The sequence below is a fragment of the Acidovorax sp. GW460-11-11-14-LB4 genome (assembly GCF_059423685.1).
On the sequence record NZ_JBWKYJ010000009.1, the window covers coordinates 1 to 17,293 of the forward strand.

17 protein-coding genes are annotated in these 17,293 nt (G+C 66.2%); 8 read left to right on the forward strand and 9 right to left on the reverse strand.

The window, feature by feature from the left end:
* Positions 1-242: 242 nt before the first annotated feature.
* The gene (locus AC07X4_RS05885; RefSeq protein ID WP_056745609.1) at positions 243-1,091 is read right to left on the reverse strand and encodes a 3-hydroxybutyryl-CoA dehydrogenase; all 849 of its coding nucleotides are present in this window, start codon (positions 1,089-1,091) and stop codon (positions 243-245) included.
* 129 nt (positions 1,092-1,220) lie between these two features.
* Here AC07X4_RS05885 and AC07X4_RS05890 point away from each other — a divergent pair, with 129 nt between their 5' ends.
* Entirely contained in the window at positions 1,221-2,810 is a 1,590-nt protein-coding gene (locus tag AC07X4_RS05890; RefSeq protein ID WP_494739521.1) for a GMC family oxidoreductase, read from the forward strand.
* 188 nt (positions 2,811-2,998) lie between these two features.
* Entirely contained in the window at positions 2,999-3,736 is a 738-nt protein-coding gene (locus tag AC07X4_RS05895) for a hemerythrin domain-containing protein (RefSeq protein WP_494739522.1), read from the forward strand.
* A gap of 27 nt (positions 3,737-3,763) precedes the next feature.
* Here the strand turns inward: AC07X4_RS05895 and AC07X4_RS05900 are convergent, their stop codons facing one another.
* The 3 genes from AC07X4_RS05900 to AC07X4_RS05910 are packed head-to-tail and all read right to left on the reverse strand — an operon-like array spanning position 3,764 to position 6,476.
* A complete protein-coding gene (locus AC07X4_RS05900; RefSeq protein WP_494739523.1) occupies positions 3,764-5,116 on the reverse strand; it encodes a GAF domain-containing protein in 1,353 nt (450 codons plus the stop codon).
* Complete coding sequence (locus tag AC07X4_RS05905; protein WP_099731380.1) at positions 5,113-5,628, reverse strand: hypothetical protein; 516 nt, start codon at positions 5,626-5,628, stop codon at positions 5,113-5,115. Before AC07X4_RS05905 ends, AC07X4_RS05900 begins: the two co-directional genes overlap by 4 nt.
* Entirely contained in the window at positions 5,625-6,476 is an 852-nt protein-coding gene (locus tag AC07X4_RS05910; protein WP_099731379.1) for an ABC transporter permease, read from the reverse strand. Before AC07X4_RS05910 ends, AC07X4_RS05905 begins: the two co-directional genes overlap by 4 nt.
* A 90-nt stretch (positions 6,477-6,566) precedes the next feature.
* Between AC07X4_RS05910 and AC07X4_RS05915 the strand changes: the two genes are divergently transcribed.
* The 6 genes from AC07X4_RS05915 (at position 6,567) to cynS (ending at position 12,322) form a co-directional block, all read left to right on the forward strand.
* A complete protein-coding gene (locus AC07X4_RS05915) occupies positions 6,567-7,775 on the forward strand; it encodes a sensor histidine kinase (protein WP_099731378.1) in 1,209 nt (402 codons plus the stop codon).
* The gene (locus AC07X4_RS05920; protein WP_494739524.1) at positions 7,772-8,467 is read left to right on the forward strand and encodes a response regulator; all 696 of its coding nucleotides are present in this window, start codon (positions 7,772-7,774) and stop codon (positions 8,465-8,467) included. The genes AC07X4_RS05915 and AC07X4_RS05920 overlap by 4 nt, the downstream gene beginning before the upstream one ends.
* Before the next feature lie 146 nt (positions 8,468-8,613).
* On the forward strand, positions 8,614-10,020 hold the full coding sequence (locus AC07X4_RS05925; protein WP_494739525.1) for a CmpA/NrtA family ABC transporter substrate-binding protein: 1,407 nt from the start codon (positions 8,614-8,616) through the stop codon (positions 10,018-10,020).
* 1 nt (position 10,021) lies between these two features.
* Entirely contained in the window at positions 10,022-10,891 is an 870-nt protein-coding gene (gene ntrB, locus AC07X4_RS05930) for a nitrate ABC transporter permease (RefSeq protein WP_099731375.1), read from the forward strand.
* On the forward strand, positions 10,881-11,765 hold the full coding sequence (locus AC07X4_RS05935) for an ABC transporter ATP-binding protein (protein ID WP_494739526.1): 885 nt from the start codon (positions 10,881-10,883) through the stop codon (positions 11,763-11,765). Before ntrB ends, AC07X4_RS05935 begins: the two co-directional genes overlap by 11 nt.
* Before the next feature lie 113 nt (positions 11,766-11,878).
* Complete coding sequence (gene cynS / locus AC07X4_RS05940) at positions 11,879-12,322, forward strand: cyanase (RefSeq protein WP_008905293.1); 444 nt, start codon at positions 11,879-11,881, stop codon at positions 12,320-12,322.
* A 196-nt stretch (positions 12,323-12,518) separates the two neighbouring features.
* On the opposite strand, the gene AC07X4_RS05945 is transcribed toward cynS, so the two are convergent.
* The 5 genes from AC07X4_RS05945 to AC07X4_RS05965 all read right to left on the reverse strand — a co-directional run bounded on the left by AC07X4_RS05945 (position 12,519) and on the right by AC07X4_RS05965 (position 17,174).
* Complete coding sequence (locus AC07X4_RS05945; protein WP_494739527.1) at positions 12,519-13,289, reverse strand: anti-sigma factor; 771 nt, start codon at positions 13,287-13,289, stop codon at positions 12,519-12,521.
* A complete protein-coding gene (locus AC07X4_RS05950; RefSeq protein WP_056059648.1) occupies positions 13,286-13,852 on the reverse strand; it encodes a sigma-70 family RNA polymerase sigma factor in 567 nt (188 codons plus the stop codon). Before AC07X4_RS05950 ends, AC07X4_RS05945 begins: the two co-directional genes overlap by 4 nt.
* 107 nt (positions 13,853-13,959) lie before the next feature.
* A complete protein-coding gene (locus AC07X4_RS05955) occupies positions 13,960-14,538 on the reverse strand; it encodes a DUF3455 domain-containing protein (protein ID WP_055396334.1) in 579 nt (192 codons plus the stop codon).
* Positions 14,539-14,694: 156 nt separating this feature from the next.
* Entirely contained in the window at positions 14,695-16,020 is a 1,326-nt protein-coding gene (locus AC07X4_RS05960; protein ID WP_494739528.1) for an FAD-dependent oxidoreductase, read from the reverse strand.
* Positions 16,017-17,174, reverse strand: coding sequence for an acyl-CoA dehydrogenase family protein (locus AC07X4_RS05965; RefSeq protein WP_494739529.1), 1,158 nt, complete (start codon positions 17,172-17,174; stop codon positions 16,017-16,019). The genes AC07X4_RS05960 and AC07X4_RS05965 overlap by 4 nt, the downstream gene beginning before the upstream one ends.
* Positions 17,175-17,293: the final 119 nt, after the last annotated feature.

The following is a 17,293-nucleotide window of genomic DNA, read 5'->3' on the forward strand; positions in this document are numbered from 1 at the left end:
GGCGTGGTGGGGGGGATGTTTGTCATGGGCGCGGGTCTCCTGGCCCATGATTGAAAACGCTTCAAGCGTTGTGCGCCGTCTCAATCGAGACAGCGCAGCCGATTAACGCAAGCGGCCTCCAAACCGGCGCGGTGCCTTACCAGTGCACCCGCGCAAGGGCCGCCACGACATGTGAATGTCGTCTTCACTCCGTGCGCCGGGTGCGTCCCCCTCAGGGTGAAGGCGCGAAGCGCCTCAGGGGGTTAATAGGAATACACGCCCTGGCCCGTCTTGCGGCCCAGGCGGCCCGCCGCCACCATTTCCTTGAGCAGCGGGCAGGGGCGGTACTTGCTGTCGCCGAACTCGGTGAGGTACACGTCCATCACGGCCAGGCACACATCCAGGCCGATCATGTCCGCCAGCGCCAGCGGGCCGATGGGCTGGTTGCAGCCCAGTTTCATGCCCGCGTCGATGTCCTCGGGTGTGGCCAGGCCTTCCGCCAGCACGAAGAAGGCCTCGTTGATCATGGGCACCAGGATGCGGTTGACCACAAAACCGGGCGCGTTCTTCACGGTGATAGGGCTCTTGCCCAGGGCCTCGGCCAGCGCCTTCACGGCGTCGTGCGTGGCGTCGCTGGTCTGCAGGCCGCGGATGATCTCCACCAGCGCCATCATGGGCACGGGGTTGAAGAAGTGCATGCCGATGAACTTGTCGGCGCGGCTGGTGGCGGCGGCCAGCTTGGTGATGGAGATGGACGAGGTGTTGGATGCGATCAGCACCTCGGGGCCCACCAGTGCGTCCACTTGCTTCAGGATCTTGAGCTTGAGTTCGTAGTTTTCGGTGGCGGCCTCGATCACAAGCTGCGCGGCCTTCAGGTCGTCGTAGCTGGTGGAGGTTTGGATGCGCGCCAGGGCCGCAGCCTTGTCGGCTTCGGTGATTTTTTCCTTCTTGATCAGGCGGTCCAGGCTGCCGGCCACGGTGGCCAAGCCTTTTTGCACTGCAGCATCCGAGATATCAACCATCACCACGTTGATGCCCGACACCGCACAGGCCTGTGCAATGCCGTTGCCCATGGTGCCTGCGCCGATGATGCCTACGGTCTGAATCGTCATATAGAGAGCCCTCTTCAAAGTGAAACGGATGGACGGAATGGTAAGGCGAATCGCACGACCGTTCGGTTATCGTGCGTCAAACCTGAACCAACAAGCCGCTGCGCAGCATGGCGGAGGAGACACAACAACATGTTTGACTACATCGTGATCGGCGGCGGCTCGGCAGGCTCCGTGCTGGCCGGCCGCCTGACTGAGAACCCCTCCGTACGCGTCTGCCTGCTGGAGGCCGGGCCTGCCGACAAGAGCGTGCTCATCCACTGCCCGGCTGGGCTGGCCGTGATGGCCAAGTTCGAGCTGAACGGCTGGGGCTTCAACACCACGCCGCAGGCCGCGCTGAATAACCGGCGCGGCTACCAGCCACGCGGCAAGGTGCTGGGTGGCTCCAGCTCCATCAACGCCATGGTCTACATCCGGGGCCAGCATGCCGACTACGACCACTGGGCCGCACAAGGCAACCCAGGCTGGGGCTGGGAGGATGTGAAGCCCTACTTTGTCCGCGCAGAGAACAACGAGCGCGGCGCCGATGCCTGGCACGGCCAAGGGGGGCCCTTCAACGTTGCGGACCTGCGCGCGCCCAATCGCTTCAGCCAGTACTTCACCCATGCGGGTGTGCAGGCTGGGCACCCGCACAACACCGACTTCAATGGCGCCACGCAGGAAGGCGTGGGCCTGTACCAGGTCACGTACAAGAATGGCGAACGCCACAGTGCGGCCAAGGGCTACCTCACGCCACACCTGGCGCGCCCCAACCTGAAGGTCATTACCGGTGCCCACGCTACGCGCATCCTGTTCGACGGCACGCGCGCCGTGGGTGTGGAATACCGCCAGGGCGGTACGCTCCAGCAGGTGCGCGCGGGACGCGAAGTGCTGCTGAGTGCAGGCGCGCTGCTCTCGCCGCAGCTGCTCATGCTGTCGGGTGTGGGGCCGGCCGCCCATTTGCAGCAACACGGCATCACGGTGCTGCACGATCTGCCCGGCGTGGGCCAGCATCTGCACGACCACCCCGACGTGGTGCAGGTGCTGGACGCCCCGGAGCTGAAGGACCTGTTCGGCCTGTCACTGTCGGGCATGGCGCAGGCGCTGCGCGGCATCCTGGAGTGGCGCAAGCACCGTACGGGCATGCTGACCACCAACTTTGCCGAAGCGGGGGGCTTCATCAAGAGCGACCCGTCCGAGCCCGCGCCCGATCTGCAGCTGCACTTTGTGATTGGCAAGCTGGTGGACCACGGACGCAAGACCGTGTTCGGCCATGGTTACTCGGCCCATGTGTGCCTGCTGCAGCCCAAGAGCCGGGGCTCTGTCACGCTGGCCAGCCGCGACCCCATGGCCTTGCCCTTGGTGGACCCGAACTTCCTGGCCGATCCCGATGACAGGGCGCGCATGGTGCGTGGCTTCAAGCGCACGCGCGAGATCCTGATGCAACCGGCGCTCGCGAAGTTCGGCGCCAAGGAGCTGACGGCCTCGGCCAGTGCGCGCAGCGATGCCGAGATCGAGCAGTTCATCCGCCAGTACGCCGACACCATCTACCACCCCGTGGGCACCTGTCGCATGGGGCCTGGGCCGCTGGATGTGGTGGATGCCGAACTGCGGGTGCATGGCCTCGCGGGCCTGCGTGTGGTGGACGCGTCCATCATGCCGCGCATCGTGAGCGGCAACACCAATGCGCCCACGGTGATGATTGCTGAAAAAGCGGTGGACCTGCTGCGCGCCACGCCGTGAACGATTTCACGTTTGGCGCCCGGAACGCGATTTTTAAGGTTTTCAAAGGGTCTGTTTAAGGAGTTTTTAACAGGCAAAAGCGCGGCGAATTTCTAGACTTCTTTGCATGGAAACGGGTGCATGGTGCACCCGGCCCGGCGCCCAAAAAAAGGCGCTGAAAGAGCCCACCGGGGCCATGAAAGAACGTGATGAAGATTGATTCCCGCGAAATTGCCGCACTGACCCAAGCCCAGCCCGCCGCCCCCCGCATGGACATGTACGCCAGCATCCACAAGGCCCTACGGGCCTTTATGGCCGACACGCTGCTGGGCCTGGGCCGCATGGATGTGGACGATGACCTGGAGTTCGCCCAGACCTGCGACCGCGTGATGCAGCTGCTGGACCTGTGCCGCGCGCACCTGCACCACGAGAACCAGTTTGTGCACGCCGCCATGGAAGCGCGCCAGCCCGGCTCCAGCCAGAGCATTGCTGGTGAACATGTGGAGCACGAACAGGCCATCGTCGCTTTGGCAGACGGCGTGAACCACCTGATGGCCTGTGCCAAGCCCGCACGAGCTGCAGCCACCCTGGCCCTGTACCGCCAGCTGGCGCTGTTTGTGGCGGACAACTTCGAGCACATGCACGAGGAAGAGACTGCGCACAACCGCGTGCTCTGGCAGTGCTACACCGACGCGGAACTGGCGGGCGTGCACGATGCGCTGGTGGCCTCGATCCCGCCGCACGAAATGATGGTGGTGGCCCGCTGGATGGTGCCCTACATGTCACCCGCCGAGCGCACGGCCATGCTGTCGGATATGAAACAGCATGCGCCTGCCCCTGTGCTGGCAGCGGTGCTGGCGCAGGTGCAGCCGCACCTCACGCAGCCTGAGTGGACCAAGCTGATGCGCAGCCTGGGCCTGCCGGTGGTGCCGGGTCTGGTGCACTGACTTTGAGAAATCAGTGGCGTGAAGGCTTCAGGCGTCTTCCAGCACCACAGGGCGCAGCACGCACAGCCGAAAGCGCCCGCGCCCCGTTTTTTCGATGTGGATGTGCGGGCAGTTCTCCTGCAGGCGGCGCTGCAGCAATAGCAGGCGGGCCTCCAGGTTATCGGCCACATCGGGCAGGCGCAGTGCGGGGTCCAGCCGCAGTTCGCGGTTGGTGAAGTCCACGCGCCCGGTGTGCTGGTGGTCGCGCAGCAGCTTCCAGACAATGGCGCCCGCCACGCCCTTGATCAAATAGTCGTCGTTGATGAACACGCTGTCGTTGGCCGCAAAGTGGCGCACCCGCAGCGCGCTGCCGCTCACCGGCGGTGCCGCTGTCGGAGTAGGCAGCGGCTCGGGCGCATCGGGCGCGGCCTGCAGCAGGTCGATGGCGGCGGCCAGCTGGCCCGCAATGGCCACCAGCAGGTCTTCATCCTCGAAACCAAAGCGCATGTCCTCGGGGCTCTCGGCAAACAGCACACCCAGCAGGCGCCCGGCCGACAGCAGCGGCACCGCCACCTGGCTGTGCGGCTCTGGCAGGCCGGGGTAGGGGATGTCCAGGCCGCGCAACGGGGGCGCATCGGGTGCGGCATGTGCGTCCATGCTTTCGCGGATGGCATGGCTGTACAGGGCCGCGTGCGTCATGTGGCTGATGCGCACCGGCGTGCGCTCGCGCGCGGCCATGCCGATCACTCCCTGGCCCAGCCGGATTTCTGAACCCACGCCCGATGTGGCATAGCCGCAGCTGGCCACCGTGTAGAGCTGTTGGGCGCTGGCATCCAGCATCAGCACCATGGCGTGCTGGATGCCCAGCTTGTCTTGCAGGCCCTGCAGCGCGCCTTGCAGCAATTCATCCAGCCCCGAGCATCGCGCGATGCTTTCGCTGCACAGGCGCAGCGTGTGCAGCAAGCCAGAACGTGGCGCCGGTGCCGGCAGGCCTTCGCCCGCCACCGATCCGATGCGCTCCACAGCGTAGATGTCGGCCCCCTTGAGTTCAAACACCTCGGCCATGCCCGCATGCGACGCAATGCCCGCCAGCTGCGCGCGCATGCTCTCGAACACCGGGCCACTGTCCTCGGTGCGTTCGTACAGCAGGTGCAGGCGGTAGAAATGGGCGGTGAGCGGGTCCAGCACCAGCACGGACGCACGCGGGTTGCGCAGGATGTTCTGGCGGGTCTTGTTGAAGAACTGGAACGACAGCGCCACATGCCCGGCATCCACATAGACCACCTGCGAGATGTAGGCCACGTTGGGTGTGCCGTCAGGGTCGCAGGTCGCCATGATGGCGGGAATCGCCCCCTCCAGGCAGGGGCGGATGCTGTGCAGGGACGGCGCTGCGGAGCTCATGGCTGTAGTACGGGCGGCGTGGGTGGTGCGGGCGGCGCACACAACTCCGCGCCCGCGCGCGGGCCTGGGGTCTGGTCGAACGCGCTGGTGGGGGTGAAGGACACTGCGACCACATCCTGCAGCGGTGCTGCCAGCATGGCGCCCACATACTGCGGCCCATAACCGACCCGGCCCACCTCCTGCACCATGGACTGCAGGTAGGCCTGCAACACCGGCAGGTCACCGTCATGGGCCGGGCGCTGCGTGGCCCGGCGGGCCTTGAGCTGCAGCGTCTGGTGGGTGGACGGCACGCTGAACACCACGGCAATCTCTCCAGTGTGCGCAATGTCCTGCAGCAATTGTTCAGACTGGCTGCGCCGCAGGTACACCGTGACCTCCTGCCCATCGTCGCTGATGTGGCTGCCCACGGCCCGCATGATGCTCGGCCGCAGGGCCGCGTCGCGTGACGCCACGATGGCTGACACGCCTTTGGCCACCATGGCGATATGGCTGGAGCCGAGCAGTGCGGTCATGCCTTGAAGCGCTTGCGGGTCAGGGCCAGGGCCACCCAGAAGGCCACCACGGTGGTCACCACCAGCACCAGGCCATGGCGCAGCGGGTGGGCAGGCCACTGGTCCATGAACAGCGGGCGCACCAGCTCGACCGCGTTGGTCAGCGGCAGCCAGTCGGAGATGGCGCGCACGATGGGGGGCAACTGCTCGCGCGGGAAGAACACACCCGAGAGAAACATCATGGGCGTGAGCACCAGTGTGAAGTAGTAAGTGAAGAAGTCATACCCCTTGGCCAGGGCATTGAAGATGAGCGCGATGCTGGAGAACATGATGCCGACAAACAGCAGCACCGGCCAGGCCACCAGCAGCTTGGGGCTGTGGCTGATGCCTAAAGCCAGCATCACGCCCAGGATGGCGGTGACGGTGAACAGCGCCTTGAACGCCGCCCAGAGCATCTCGGCCAGCACCACATCGTCCAGACTCACGGGCGCGTTCATGATGCCGTCCCAGGTCTTTTGCACATGCATGCGCGAGAAGGCCGAGTACAGCGCCTCAAAGCTGGCCGCGTTCATGGCGCTCATGCAGATGGAGCCGCTGGCCAGGAACAGGATGTAGGGCACCTTGGTGTCGCCCGCCGCGCCGCCCACGTTCACCTGCCCCACCAGGGCCCCCATGCCGTAGCCAAAGGCCACCAGCCACATCAGCGGCTCGGCAATGTTGCCCACCAGGCTGGGGATGGCCAGCTTGCGCCAGACCAGCAGGTTGCGCATGAACACGGGCCACCAGCGCACGGACAGGCTGGGCGGGCGCCATACCGACGGCGGGGGCGGGGCCACAGTGGCCACAGAGGGCGGGTGAGCGGTTTGCATCCGCTTATTGTGCGATGTTGGCGGGCGGGCGCACAGTCCCCGATGTGTTCATCGTCGCCACCTGGGCACGGCCATTGCTTGGGTATCCCTATGTCCACCCACGTCCTGAACCTGCCCGCCGGTGCCAGTGCCCTCTGGCAGAACCGCCTGGGGCTGCTGCTGGAGTCCACGGGCGAGGGGGTGTTTGGCATTGATCTGGCGGGCAACTGCGTGTTCATCAACCGGGCGGGCGCGCAGATGCTGGGCTTTGCGGCCGATGAGGTGATGGGGCGCAACATGCACGCGCTCACCCACCACAGCCACCCCGACGGCAGCCCGTATGCGGATGGCGACTGCCCCATCTTCAATGCGTTCCGCCAGGGTCTGCCCTGTCGTGTGGACACCGAGGTGTTCTGGCGCAGCGATGGCTCGGCGTTTGCCGTGGAGTATTCGAGCCACCCGATTCTGGAAGGTGACCAGGTACAGGGCGCCGTGATCGCTTTTGTGGACATTACCAGCCGCAAGCGTGCCGCCGATGAGCTGCAGCGCGCGCACGATGAGCTGGCCCGCGCCAATGACGAGTTGGAGCGCCGAGTGGCCGCGCGCACACAAGAGCTGTCGCAGGCGCTGGCGCAGCTGCGCGAGCTGTCGGCCTACTCGGAGCAGGTGCGCGAGGACGAGCGCACCCGCATCGCCCGTGAGGTGCATGACGAGCTGGGCAGCCTGCTGGTGGCGCTGAAGATGGATGTGAACTGGCTGCACAAGCGCCTGGGCGAGCAGGGCGAGCGCACGCCCGAGGCCGCGGGCGACATGCGCACCCAGATGCGCTGCAAGTGCCAGAACATGAGCCGCCTGATCGAAAACGCCGTGGACAACGTGGGCCGCATCATCACCGACCTGCGCCCCAGCATCCTGGACCACCAGGGCCTGTGGGCGGCGCTGGAGTGGCAGGCGCAGGAATTCGTGCAGTCGGCCGAGCTGGAGTTGGCGTGGCAGATGGACGTGCCTGCCACCCTGCACCTGCCCGAGCCTGCAGCCATCGCGGTGTTCCGCATCTTTCAGGAGATGCTGAGCAATGTGGGCCGCCACGCGCAGGCCAGCGCCATCGACATTGCCATCGACGTGCAGGACGAGATGCTGCAACTGCGCGTGCGCGACAACGGCGTGGGCGCCACTCGCCAGGCCCTAGAGGCCCCCACCGCCTATGGCGTGATGGGCATGCGCGAGCGGGCACGGCAGCTTGGGGGCCGGTTGAGCATCACCAGCGAGCCGGGGCAGGGCTCGTGCCTGCAATTGCTGATTCCTCTGGAGCTGTCATGAATTCCGTGGTTCGCGTATTGATCGGGGATGACCACCGCATCGTGCGGGAGGGGCTCAAGCAGGTGCTGGGCGACCCGGCCAATGGCGTGCCCGAGATCACTGTGGTCGCCGAGGCCACCCAGGGCAACGAGGTGGTGGAGCTGGTCGCCGCTTTGCAAGGGCCCACGGGAACACCGGGGCTGGACCTGGTGCTGCTGGACATCGCCATGCCGTGCATGGACGGCCTCGAAGTGCTGCAGGCGCTGCGCAAGGCCTGGCCTGCATTGCCGGTGCTGATGCTCAGCACCTACCCCGAGCGGCAATACGCGGTGCGCTGCATCCAGATGGGCGCGGCGGGCTACCTGCACAAAAGCGCCGATCCCGACGACATGGTGGCCGCCGTGCGCAAGGTGGCCGCTGGCGGGCGCTACCTGACGGAAGCGACCGCGCAAGCCCTGGCAGGTGCACTAGAACGCACCGGGGTGGTGCGCACCGCCCAGCAGGGCACGCCCGCCGGGGTGGACGCGCTCTCCTATCGGGAGCACCAAGTGTTCCGCCTGCTCACTGCCGGGCAGAGCGTGAGCGAAATTGGTGCGCAGCTTAAGCTCGCGCCCAACACGGTGAGCACCTACCGCGCCCGCATCCTCGAAAAGACCGGCGCGCGCAACGATGTGGAGCTTGCGCTGCTGGCACGTGGCGCACCGGCAGAGTGAATTCGGTGCGTTGCACGACCGATTTGTAGTGCTGGCCCTACACGCTGTAGACACCACACCCACGAATTCATGACAGCGGGCCGACACCGGCAAAAACTGGCCCGCGCTTTGCGTAACGCCTGGCACCAACTTCTTCGAGGTGTGCCATGTCCGAATTCTTCTCGCCCTACGATGCCGACCGCCCGTTGATGCTGAAATGCAGCTGTGGCCGCGATCACACGGTGGCCGACCACCACACCGAGGTGTCGGCCGATGCCGCCGCAGCCACCCTGCGCCAGCGCAGCGAGACCCGTGAGTTCGAGCTCTACAGCAACGAGTTCATCGAAGCCACGCTGGTCAAGGCGCTGTTTCCGCAAGACGCAGTGCGCCGCCGCTTCATCAAGGCGGTGGGTAAGGGAACGGCCATGGCGGCCATCGCCAGCGTGTTGCCCGTGGCCAGCCTGCAGGCCATGGCGCAAGAGAAACAGGGCGCACTGGAGAAGACCAACCTCAAGATCGGCTTCATCCCGATCACCTGCGCCACCCCGCTGATCATGGCCCACCCGCTGGGCTTCTACAGCAAGCAGGGCCTGAGCGTCGAAGTCACCAAGACGGCCGGCTGGGCACTGATCCGCGACAAGATGATCAACAAGGAGTACGACGCAACGCACTTCCTGAGCCCCATGCCGCTGGCGATCTCCATGGGCCTGGGCTCCAACGCCACGCCGATGAACGTGGCCACCATCCAGAACGTGAACGGCCAGGCCATCACGCTCAGCCTCAAGCACAAGGACAACCGCGATCCCAAGAACTGGAAGGGCTTCAAGTTCGCCATCCCCTTCGAGTACAGCATGCACAACTTCCTGCTGCGCTACTACCTGGCCGAGGCGGGCTTGAACCCCGACACCGACGTGCAGCTGCGCGTGGTGCCACCCGCCGAGATGGTGGCCAATCTGCGTGCGGGCAATATCGACGGCTTCCTCGGCCCCGATCCTTTCAACCAGCGCGCCGTGTTCGAGGAAGTCGGCTTCATCCACCTGCTCACCAAGGACCTGTGGAACGGCCACCCCTGCTGCGCCTTCGGCACCAGCACCGAGTTCATCCAGAAGAACCCCAACACCTTTGCCGCGCTGTACCGCGCGGTGCTCACCTCGGCCGCGATGGCGCGCGACCCAGCCAACCGGGAGCTCATCGCCAAGGTGATTGCGCCCCAGGCCTACCTGAACCAGCCCGAGGCCGTGCTCAACCAGGTGCTCACCGGCAAGTTTGCCGACGGCCTGGGCAAGATCCAGAACGTGCCGGACCGCGCGGACTTCGACCCCATGCCCTGGCAGAGCATGGCCGTGTGGATGCTCACGCAGATGCAGCGCTGGGGCTACATCAAGGGCGATGTGGACTACAAGCAGATCGCCGAAAAGGTGTTCCTCATCACCGATGCGAAAAAGCAGATGAAGGCGCTGGACCAGAAGGTGCCAGAGGGCGCGTACCCCAAGTTCAAGATCATGGGGCGCGAGTTCGATGCGGCGAAGGCGGCCGAGTACGCCAAGAGCTTCCCCATCCGCAAGGCGGCATGACATGACTCCCGCCAAGAACCTCAACCTGCGCGCGGGCCTGTTGTCCGTGCTCATCTTCCTGGCCCTGCTGGGGATCTGGTACATCGCCACCGCTTCTTCGGGCGCGGGCAACAGCACGGCCGGCATGACCGCCGAGCAGATCGAGTACGCCAAGATGATGGGCAAGGACCCAGGCGCCAGCGCCAAGGGCAGCGGCTTCCCCTCACTGGCAGAGATGGGCCGTACCGTGTGGGGGCACGTGTCCAACCCGTTCTATGACAACGGCCCCAACGACAAGGGCATCGCCATCCAGCTCGCGCATTCGCTGGGCCGGGTCGCGCTAGGGTTCGGCCTGGCCTGCTTGGTGGCGATACCGCTCGGTTTCGTCATCGGCATGTCGCCGCTGCTGCGCCGTGCGTTCGACCCGTTCATTCAGGTGCTCAAGCCCATCAGCCCGCTGGCGTGGATGCCGCTCGCTCTCTACACCATCAAGGACTCATCGATCTCGGGCATCTTCGTGATCTTCATCTGCTCGGTGTGGCCCATGCTGGTGAACACGGCGTTTGGCGTGGCATCGGTCAAGCGCGAGTGGCTCAACGTGTCGGCCACGCTGCAGGTCAACCCGCTGCGCAAGGCCTTCCTGGTGATCTTGCCCGCCGCAGCGCCCACCATCCTCACGGGCATGCGCATCAGCATGGGCATCGCCTGGCTGGTGATCGTGGCGGCCGAGATGCTGGTGGGCGGCACGGGGATTGGCTACTTTGTGTGGAACGAGTGGAACAACCTGTCGCTCACCAACGTGATCTTTGCCATCCTGGTGATTGGCGTGGTGGGCATGTTGCTCGACCTGGCCTTCGGCCAGCTGCAGAAGGTGGTGACCTATGTGGAGTGATGTCGCCCAGCGCCCGGCTGTTTCAGCCCCTCTTTCCACTGACGCCACTGACACACCGTACCGAAAGGCCTCTGCCGTGACCCAAGGCTTCCTCCAGATCGACCGGCTGAGCAAGGCTTTTGTGCCCGCCAAGCCCGTGTTTGCCGATGTGTCGTTCACGCTCGACAAGGGCGAATTCGTCTGCATCATCGGCCACTCGGGCTGCGGCAAGACCACCATCCTGAACGTGCTGGCGGGGCTGGACACCGCCACCTCGGGCACCGTCATCATGGACGGGCGCGAAGTGGCCGGCCCCAGTCTGGATCGGGGCGTGGTGTTCCAGAGCCACGCGCTCATGCCCTGGCTCACGGTGCGCCAGAACATCGCGTTTGCCGTGAAGTCGCGCTGGCCCGACTGGAAGAAGGGCCAGGTGGATGCGCATGTGGAGAAGTTCGTGGCGCTGGTGGGCCTGAGCCCTGCCATCGACAAGAAGCCGTCGCAACTCTCAGGCGGCATGAAGCAGCGCGTGGGCATTGCGCGCGCGTTCTCCATCCAGCCCAAGATGTTGCTGCTGGATGAACCCTTTGGCGCACTCGATGCGCTCACGCGCGGCACCATCCAGGACGAGCTGATGGCCATCGTGCGCCAGACGCAGCAGACGGTCTTCATGATCACGCACGATGTGGACGAAGCCATCTTGCTGGCCGACCGCATCCTGCTCATGAGCAACGGCAACGAGACGCCCGAGGGCTACCGCCCGGGTGGCATCGCCGAGGTGGTGGTGAACCCGCTGCCACGCGAACGTACGCGCACCAGCCTGCACCACCTGGACGGCTACTACGCGCTGCGCAACCACATCGTGGACTTTTTGGTGACGCGCGCCAAAGCCCACTGATTTCCTGAATAACCCAGCACTGTCGTGTTGCCCCTTGGGGGTGGCAGGGAGTGCTGCACCCTGAAGTTCCTGTTCCCTGTTCCAAAACCCATCCAACCGAAGGAGCCATCACCATGAACCGCAACGACGTTACCGAAAAGATCATCAGCACCAAGGTCGCCAAGGGCCTGCAATGGGAGGCCATTGCCAAGAAGGTCGGCCAGTCCAAGGAATGGACCACGGCCCTGTGCCTGGGCCAGATGACGGCTACGCCCGAGCAGGCCAAGATCGTCGGCAAGATCTTCGGCCTCACGGCCGAAGAGCAAAAGTGGCTGCAGGTGGTGCCCTACAAGGGTTCGCTGCCCACGCCCGTGCCCACCGATCCGCTGATCTACCGCTGGTACGAGGTGGTGAGTGTGTACGGCACCACCATCAAGGAGCTGATCCACGAGGAGTTTGGCGACGGCATCATGAGCGCCATCGACTTCAGCATGGACATCCAGCGCGAAGCCAATCCCAATGGCGACCGCGTGAATGTGGTCCTGTCCGGCAAGTTCCTGCCGTATAAACAGTACTAACCCCCTGAGTCGCTTCGCGCCTTCCCCCTTTCTCTCGAATTGCTGCGCAATTCGGGAAGGGGGACACCACCAGCGCCCGCCAGCGAAGCGCCGCCTGTACGGCTTGGCGGCCCTTGCGCGGCGGTCGCAGGTATAGGCCGTGCTCGTTATGCCGGCGTGGGTCTAGGCATTGCACCGAGTGGGGTAACCAAGACGGTCAGAGCACCTTGACGGCGCGGCCAATGAACTGGATAGGCCCCGTGGGCTTGCCAATCGGCGAGCCCGTGGGCGGTTCCAGCGTCAGCTCGAACAACTGGTTGGGCTGCAGCGGCGGCAGCTTGTTCAGCGGGATCTGCAGGGGCTGACCGGGCTGCACCAGGCCCAGCGATACGGGGCCGCTCCAGCCGTCGGCCTTGGTCCAGAACTCCAGGGCCTTGTCGGCCGGTACTTCGGCCACACCCAGTGGAATCAGGCTGATCTGCCGGGGCGAGCTGGCTTGCACCACCCAGCCCGGGGCCTTGTCCTGCGGCGCGACCAGCACCACCATGAACTGTGGCGGCGCGGCCACTGGGGCGGTGCGTGTGACGAGCACTGCCGCGAGCACCGCTGCCATGGCAAAGCCCGAGCCGGCGAGGGCCCGCCACAGGCCCAGGTGGTCCCACCAGCGCACGGATGGCTTGCGCTCGGTTTTTGCGCGGGGTTGGGAGGTAACGGACGTCGCAGCCGGCTGTGCGCTGGTGGCCTGCAGCGACTGGTCGATGCGCGCCCACAAGGCAGCGGGCGGCGCGATGGGCTCCGCCAGCTGGGTCAGCGGCAGCAGGCGGGCTTCCCATTCGGCCACCGCCTGTTGCAATGCCTTGTCACCTGGCAGGCGTTGCTGCACGCCCTGGCGTTCGGCGGCGGGCAGGGTGCCCAGCACGTACTCACCGGCCAGAACATGCAGGTCTTCCGGCGAGGGGGTGGACGGTGTGTTGCGCACGTCGGTCATGCCATGCACTCCCGCAGCGAAACCAGGCTGCGCCGGATCCACGCCTTGACGGTGCCCAGCGGCGCGCCGAGGCGCTCGGCAATTTCGCCGTGCGAGCAGCCGTCCACATAGGCGTGCAACACGCAGTTGCGGCGCGCGGGGTCCAGGGCCTCCAGGCAATGCTGCAGGCGGCCCAGGCTGGCGTTCAGCGCAAAGGTTTCCTCGACCTCGTGGTGGGCCTGCACAGACATGTCGGCCTCCAGGGCTTGGGTGGTGGTGTCGTCCACATCAACGTGGCGGCCCGCGTCGCGCACGGCGTTCAGGGCCAGGTTGCGCACCACGCTGTAGATCCAGCCGCGTGCGCTGCCCCGGCTCGCGTCGTAGCTGGTGGCGCGCGTCCAGATGTTCACGCACGCATCGTGCACGATGTCCTCGGCCAGCGCGCGCTGGCGCACGATGCGCAGCGCCACGCCCAGCAGCCGTGCGCCCTCCTGTTCATATAGGCGGTGCATGGCCTGCCGGTCGCCGGCTGCGCAGGCGGCCAGAGCGGCTTCGTAGTCAAAATCGCCAGGGGTGTCGGGCACGGTGTGCAGGCAGCGGGGCCTTGGCTAAAGGGTGGGCGCATCGTAGCCGCAAACCCGCCACCGCCTGGCGGTAGCCCCCGCTGGGCTGGGGATTGCGTGTGCGTGGTTTACGCGGCCTTCCAGAAGATGTAGTCGGCCTGGTACTTCACGATCTGGCGCTCGCCCTTGTTGGCGGTGGTGCAGGCAGCAGCGGGTGCCACGCCGCCCTTGAGGGCCACGCGCTGGATGAATGTCACGCCGGTCATGGCACCCGAACCCATGGCGGGGTTGGCCTTGACGAGCTGGTAGGGCAGGTTGCCCGTGCCCGAGGGTGCCACGGCCAGCTGGGTGGCTGTCAGCTTGGACCCATCGCTCGACTCCCAGGTGGCCGGTGGGCCGTAGTAGGTGCCCACTTGTTTGCCGCTGCGGTCATTCAGCACGGCCTTGGGGCCCACGAACACCCATTCGGTCTGGCCGGGCATGTTGGCCTTGTCGCGGCATTCGTAGGTGATCTCGCCCACGCCCACGGTTTCCATCGCCACCTTGTTGCCAGCCGGCACCTTGATGCTGTCGGGCAGGCTGTCCTGCGAATACATGGATTTGGAGGACGACGACATCATCGAACCGCAGGCGCTCAGCAGCACGGCGGCGGCAATGGCGCCCGTCAGGGGGAGCAGGCGGGAGATGGGGGACGTGTGGATGGTCATGGCGTTTCTCTCTGGTCTGTGGGTTGATAGGACAGCAGCAACAAGATGCGCTGCTGTAGGTACTACCCACGAAAACGCCGTTTGGATGCAGTGGATGCCAAAAATTTTTTGCCGGTGCCAGCCCGGGCAAGATTGCCGCCCGGGCCCGAGGCTGTCTCAATGCAGGGTCAGTGGCCTGGTGGTGGTCTTGACCCGCACCACGGCCGCCCGGTGCTCATAGGGGGTCACCGGTTGGCCCAGGATGGCGGCCGCCAGCGTGTGCGCCTGCCGGGCAATCGGTTCGATGTAGCGGCTGCACTGCCCGTCGATGCTGATGCAATCGCCCAGTGCATGGATGCGGGATACGCTGGTTTGCAGCGTGCCTGCGTCCACCGCAACGCCATGGGTCCAATCAAGCCCTGCACTCTGCGCCAGGCGGTGGGGGGGCAGCAGGCCTGCAGCCACCACCACTTCGTCCGCCGCAAAACGCCGCCCGCTGGTGGTGGAGACGCGGTAGCGCGAGCCCACGCGTTCCACCTGCTCCACCTGCAGACCGCCTTCAAAGCGGATGGACAGGTCTTTCCAGGCGTCCAGCAGCTGCGGGCCCGCCTGCTGGTCGTGCCAGCGCGCCAGTGGTTCGGTGGCCGTGTCCAGCAGCGTGATGTGGTGGCCGCCCAGTGCCAGGTCGTTGGCCAGCTCACTGCCGACCAGGCCCGCGCCGATGATGAGCACGTCCTTGGGCTGGTCGCCCAGGTGCTGGCGCAGGCGCTGGTAGGCGTCCAGGTGGTTGATGCGCCAGCACAGACTGGCGGGCAAGCCCGGAGGCAAGGCGGCCTGCGCACCGTGGGCCAGCACCAGGTGGCCGTAGCGCAGCACGCCCCGCGTGGTGCGCAATTGGCGGGTGTCGGCGCAGATGCGCACGGCATGGGTGTGGGCCAGCAGGGTGACGCCCAGGCGGTGCGCCGCATCGCGACCGGTTTCGGACACCAGGGCCAGCGGGTCCAGCTGGCGCGCCATGGCCACCGACAGCAAAGGCTTGTCGTACCGGTCGCCCGCGCAGGCCGTCACCAGGGTGATGGGCAGCGTGGCGCTGTGTTGGCGCAGGGTTTCAGCCATTTGCCAGCCTGCACGGCCCGCGCCGACGATGAGCACGCCCGGCTCTCCACGCACGCGCAGGGAGGCTGCTGGCGCTGCGCTGGCCTGCGCCCGCAGCGCCTCCAGCGTGGGGGCATCGTACGGCGAAAAATCGGCCTTGGTCACTCCACACAGCGGGCAGGCCCAGTCGTCGGGTATGTCCGCCAGCCGCGTGCCGGGCGGCAGGCCGCCATCGGGGTCGCCGTCGGCCTCGTGGTAGACGTAGCCGCAGGCGTTGCAGATGTAGCTTTGCCAGGGCGCCTGGGTGGCCGCGTCGGCAAACGCATCGCACAGCGCCTGCGATGCCGCGCTCAACACGAACTCGGAGGCAACCGACGGCGTGGTTGCGGTGGGGAGGGCGGGCGTCATGCAGGCATCTCCTCGGTGCTGAGCCGGGCGATCTCCTTGCGCAGGTGCTTGATGGCGGGCGTGACGATGGCCACAAAGTGCGACTCGCGCACGCGCCGCTGCACGTCCGAGCTCATCAGGTAGCCGCGCGCACCCTGGTGCATCAGGGCGGACTGGGCGGCGCGCAGGCACAGCTCCGCGCCGTGGGCACGGGCGTCCAGCACGTCGATGAAGAAATCGGTGCTTGTGTCGAACGGAGTCTGGGCCAGTTGCATGACGCGTGCAGTCAGTGCATCCAACTCGGCCTGCAGCGCGTCGGGCCGGTCTTCCAGGAACTGGTTGACGTGGCCCAGTTGGGCCTCCACCGCCCACATCGAGTCGATGGCGCCCTGGGTGATGCCCACCGCCATGCCACATTGCAGCATCACGAACGCAGCGCGGATGCGGGCGATGAAAGGCCGGGTGGGGTCGGCCATGGTGTCGGCCGTGCCGATGAAATGGTCCTTGAGCCGCAGCGCATAGGTGCCCGTGCCCTCCATGGCGGAGAAGCTGGGGCATTCGCGCATCTCCACGCCCGGTGCGTCGCACCGCAGCAGGAACATCACCTCGCGCTGGCTGGCCGCACCGTCGGCCTCCACCACCGCCGCAATCGCGCCGCAGTAGTGGTCGGGCCCCAGGTTGCTCACCCAGGGCAGGGTGCCGTTGATGAGGTAGCCTCCCTCCACTGGCGTGGCCTTGAGCAGCAGGCTTTCGATCTGCGCATAGCTCTTCATGGGGTTGGACAGCGCCGTGCCGCCCATGCCTGCGCCGCTGGCGTGGCGCTGCAGCACATCGCCCATCAGCGCGGGGTTGCCCGACTGCTGCAGGTACAGCCCACACACCGCCTGGCACCACATCATGAAGCCCGTGGCGCCGCACACGCGCGAGGCCTCGGCCATGGCGCGGATGGCCAGGCCGTAGTCGGCCGGGCCGGCCGTGCTGTCCAGGTGCGCGCTCATCGCGCCCACGGCGGCCAGCTGCTGCAGCTCGGCGCAGGGGTAGTAGCCGGTGCGGTCAATCGCCTCCACCTGCGCGGCCAGCGGGCCTTGGGCAATCTGGCGCACGGCGGCCAGCAGCGCATCGCCCCGCAGGGCGCCGTCCAGGTGGATTTGGGGAGGGAGGTCGGCGGGGTTCATGGGGCTCCTTGGGTGCGCGGGGAACGGTTGGTCAGGTAGGGGCGGCACACAAAACTCAGCGAAGCGGTTCTGGCTAGGCGCTGCGTCGCAGGCAGTACGAGTAGTACGACAAGACGCGG

Coding starts and splice junctions, on each gene's coding strand:
- AC07X4_RS05885 (WP_056745609.1), bottom strand. CDS start 1,091: ATGACGATTCAGACCGTAGGCATCATCGGCGCAGGCACCATGGGCAAC.
- AC07X4_RS05890 (WP_494739521.1), top strand. CDS start 1,221: ATGTTTGACTACATCGTGATCGGCGGCGGCTCGGCAGGCTCCGTGCTG.
- AC07X4_RS05895 (WP_494739522.1), top strand. CDS start 2,999: ATGAAGATTGATTCCCGCGAAATTGCCGCACTGACCCAAGCCCAGCCC.
- AC07X4_RS05900 (WP_494739523.1), bottom strand. CDS start 5,116: ATGAGCTCCGCAGCGCCGTCCCTGCACAGCATCCGCCCCTGCCTGGAG.
- AC07X4_RS05905 (WP_099731380.1), bottom strand. CDS start 5,628: ATGACCGCACTGCTCGGCTCCAGCCATATCGCCATGGTGGCCAAAGGC.
- AC07X4_RS05910 (WP_099731379.1), bottom strand. CDS start 6,476: ATGCAAACCGCTCACCCGCCCTCTGTGGCCACTGTGGCCCCGCCCCCG.
- AC07X4_RS05915 (WP_099731378.1), top strand. CDS start 6,567: ATGTCCACCCACGTCCTGAACCTGCCCGCCGGTGCCAGTGCCCTCTGG.
- AC07X4_RS05920 (WP_494739524.1), top strand. CDS start 7,772: ATGAATTCCGTGGTTCGCGTATTGATCGGGGATGACCACCGCATCGTG.
- AC07X4_RS05925 (WP_494739525.1), top strand. CDS start 8,614: ATGTCCGAATTCTTCTCGCCCTACGATGCCGACCGCCCGTTGATGCTG.
- ntrB (WP_099731375.1), top strand. CDS start 10,022: ATGACTCCCGCCAAGAACCTCAACCTGCGCGCGGGCCTGTTGTCCGTG.
- AC07X4_RS05935 (WP_494739526.1), top strand. CDS start 10,881: ATGTGGAGTGATGTCGCCCAGCGCCCGGCTGTTTCAGCCCCTCTTTCC.
- cynS (WP_008905293.1), top strand. CDS start 11,879: ATGAACCGCAACGACGTTACCGAAAAGATCATCAGCACCAAGGTCGCC.
- AC07X4_RS05945 (WP_494739527.1), bottom strand. CDS start 13,289: ATGACCGACGTGCGCAACACACCGTCCACCCCCTCGCCGGAAGACCTG.
- AC07X4_RS05955 (WP_055396334.1), bottom strand. CDS start 14,538: ATGACCATCCACACGTCCCCCATCTCCCGCCTGCTCCCCCTGACGGGC.
- AC07X4_RS05960 (WP_494739528.1), bottom strand. CDS start 16,020: ATGACGCCCGCCCTCCCCACCGCAACCACGCCGTCGGTTGCCTCCGAG.
- AC07X4_RS05965 (WP_494739529.1), bottom strand. CDS start 17,174: ATGAACCCCGCCGACCTCCCTCCCCAAATCCACCTGGACGGCGCCCTG.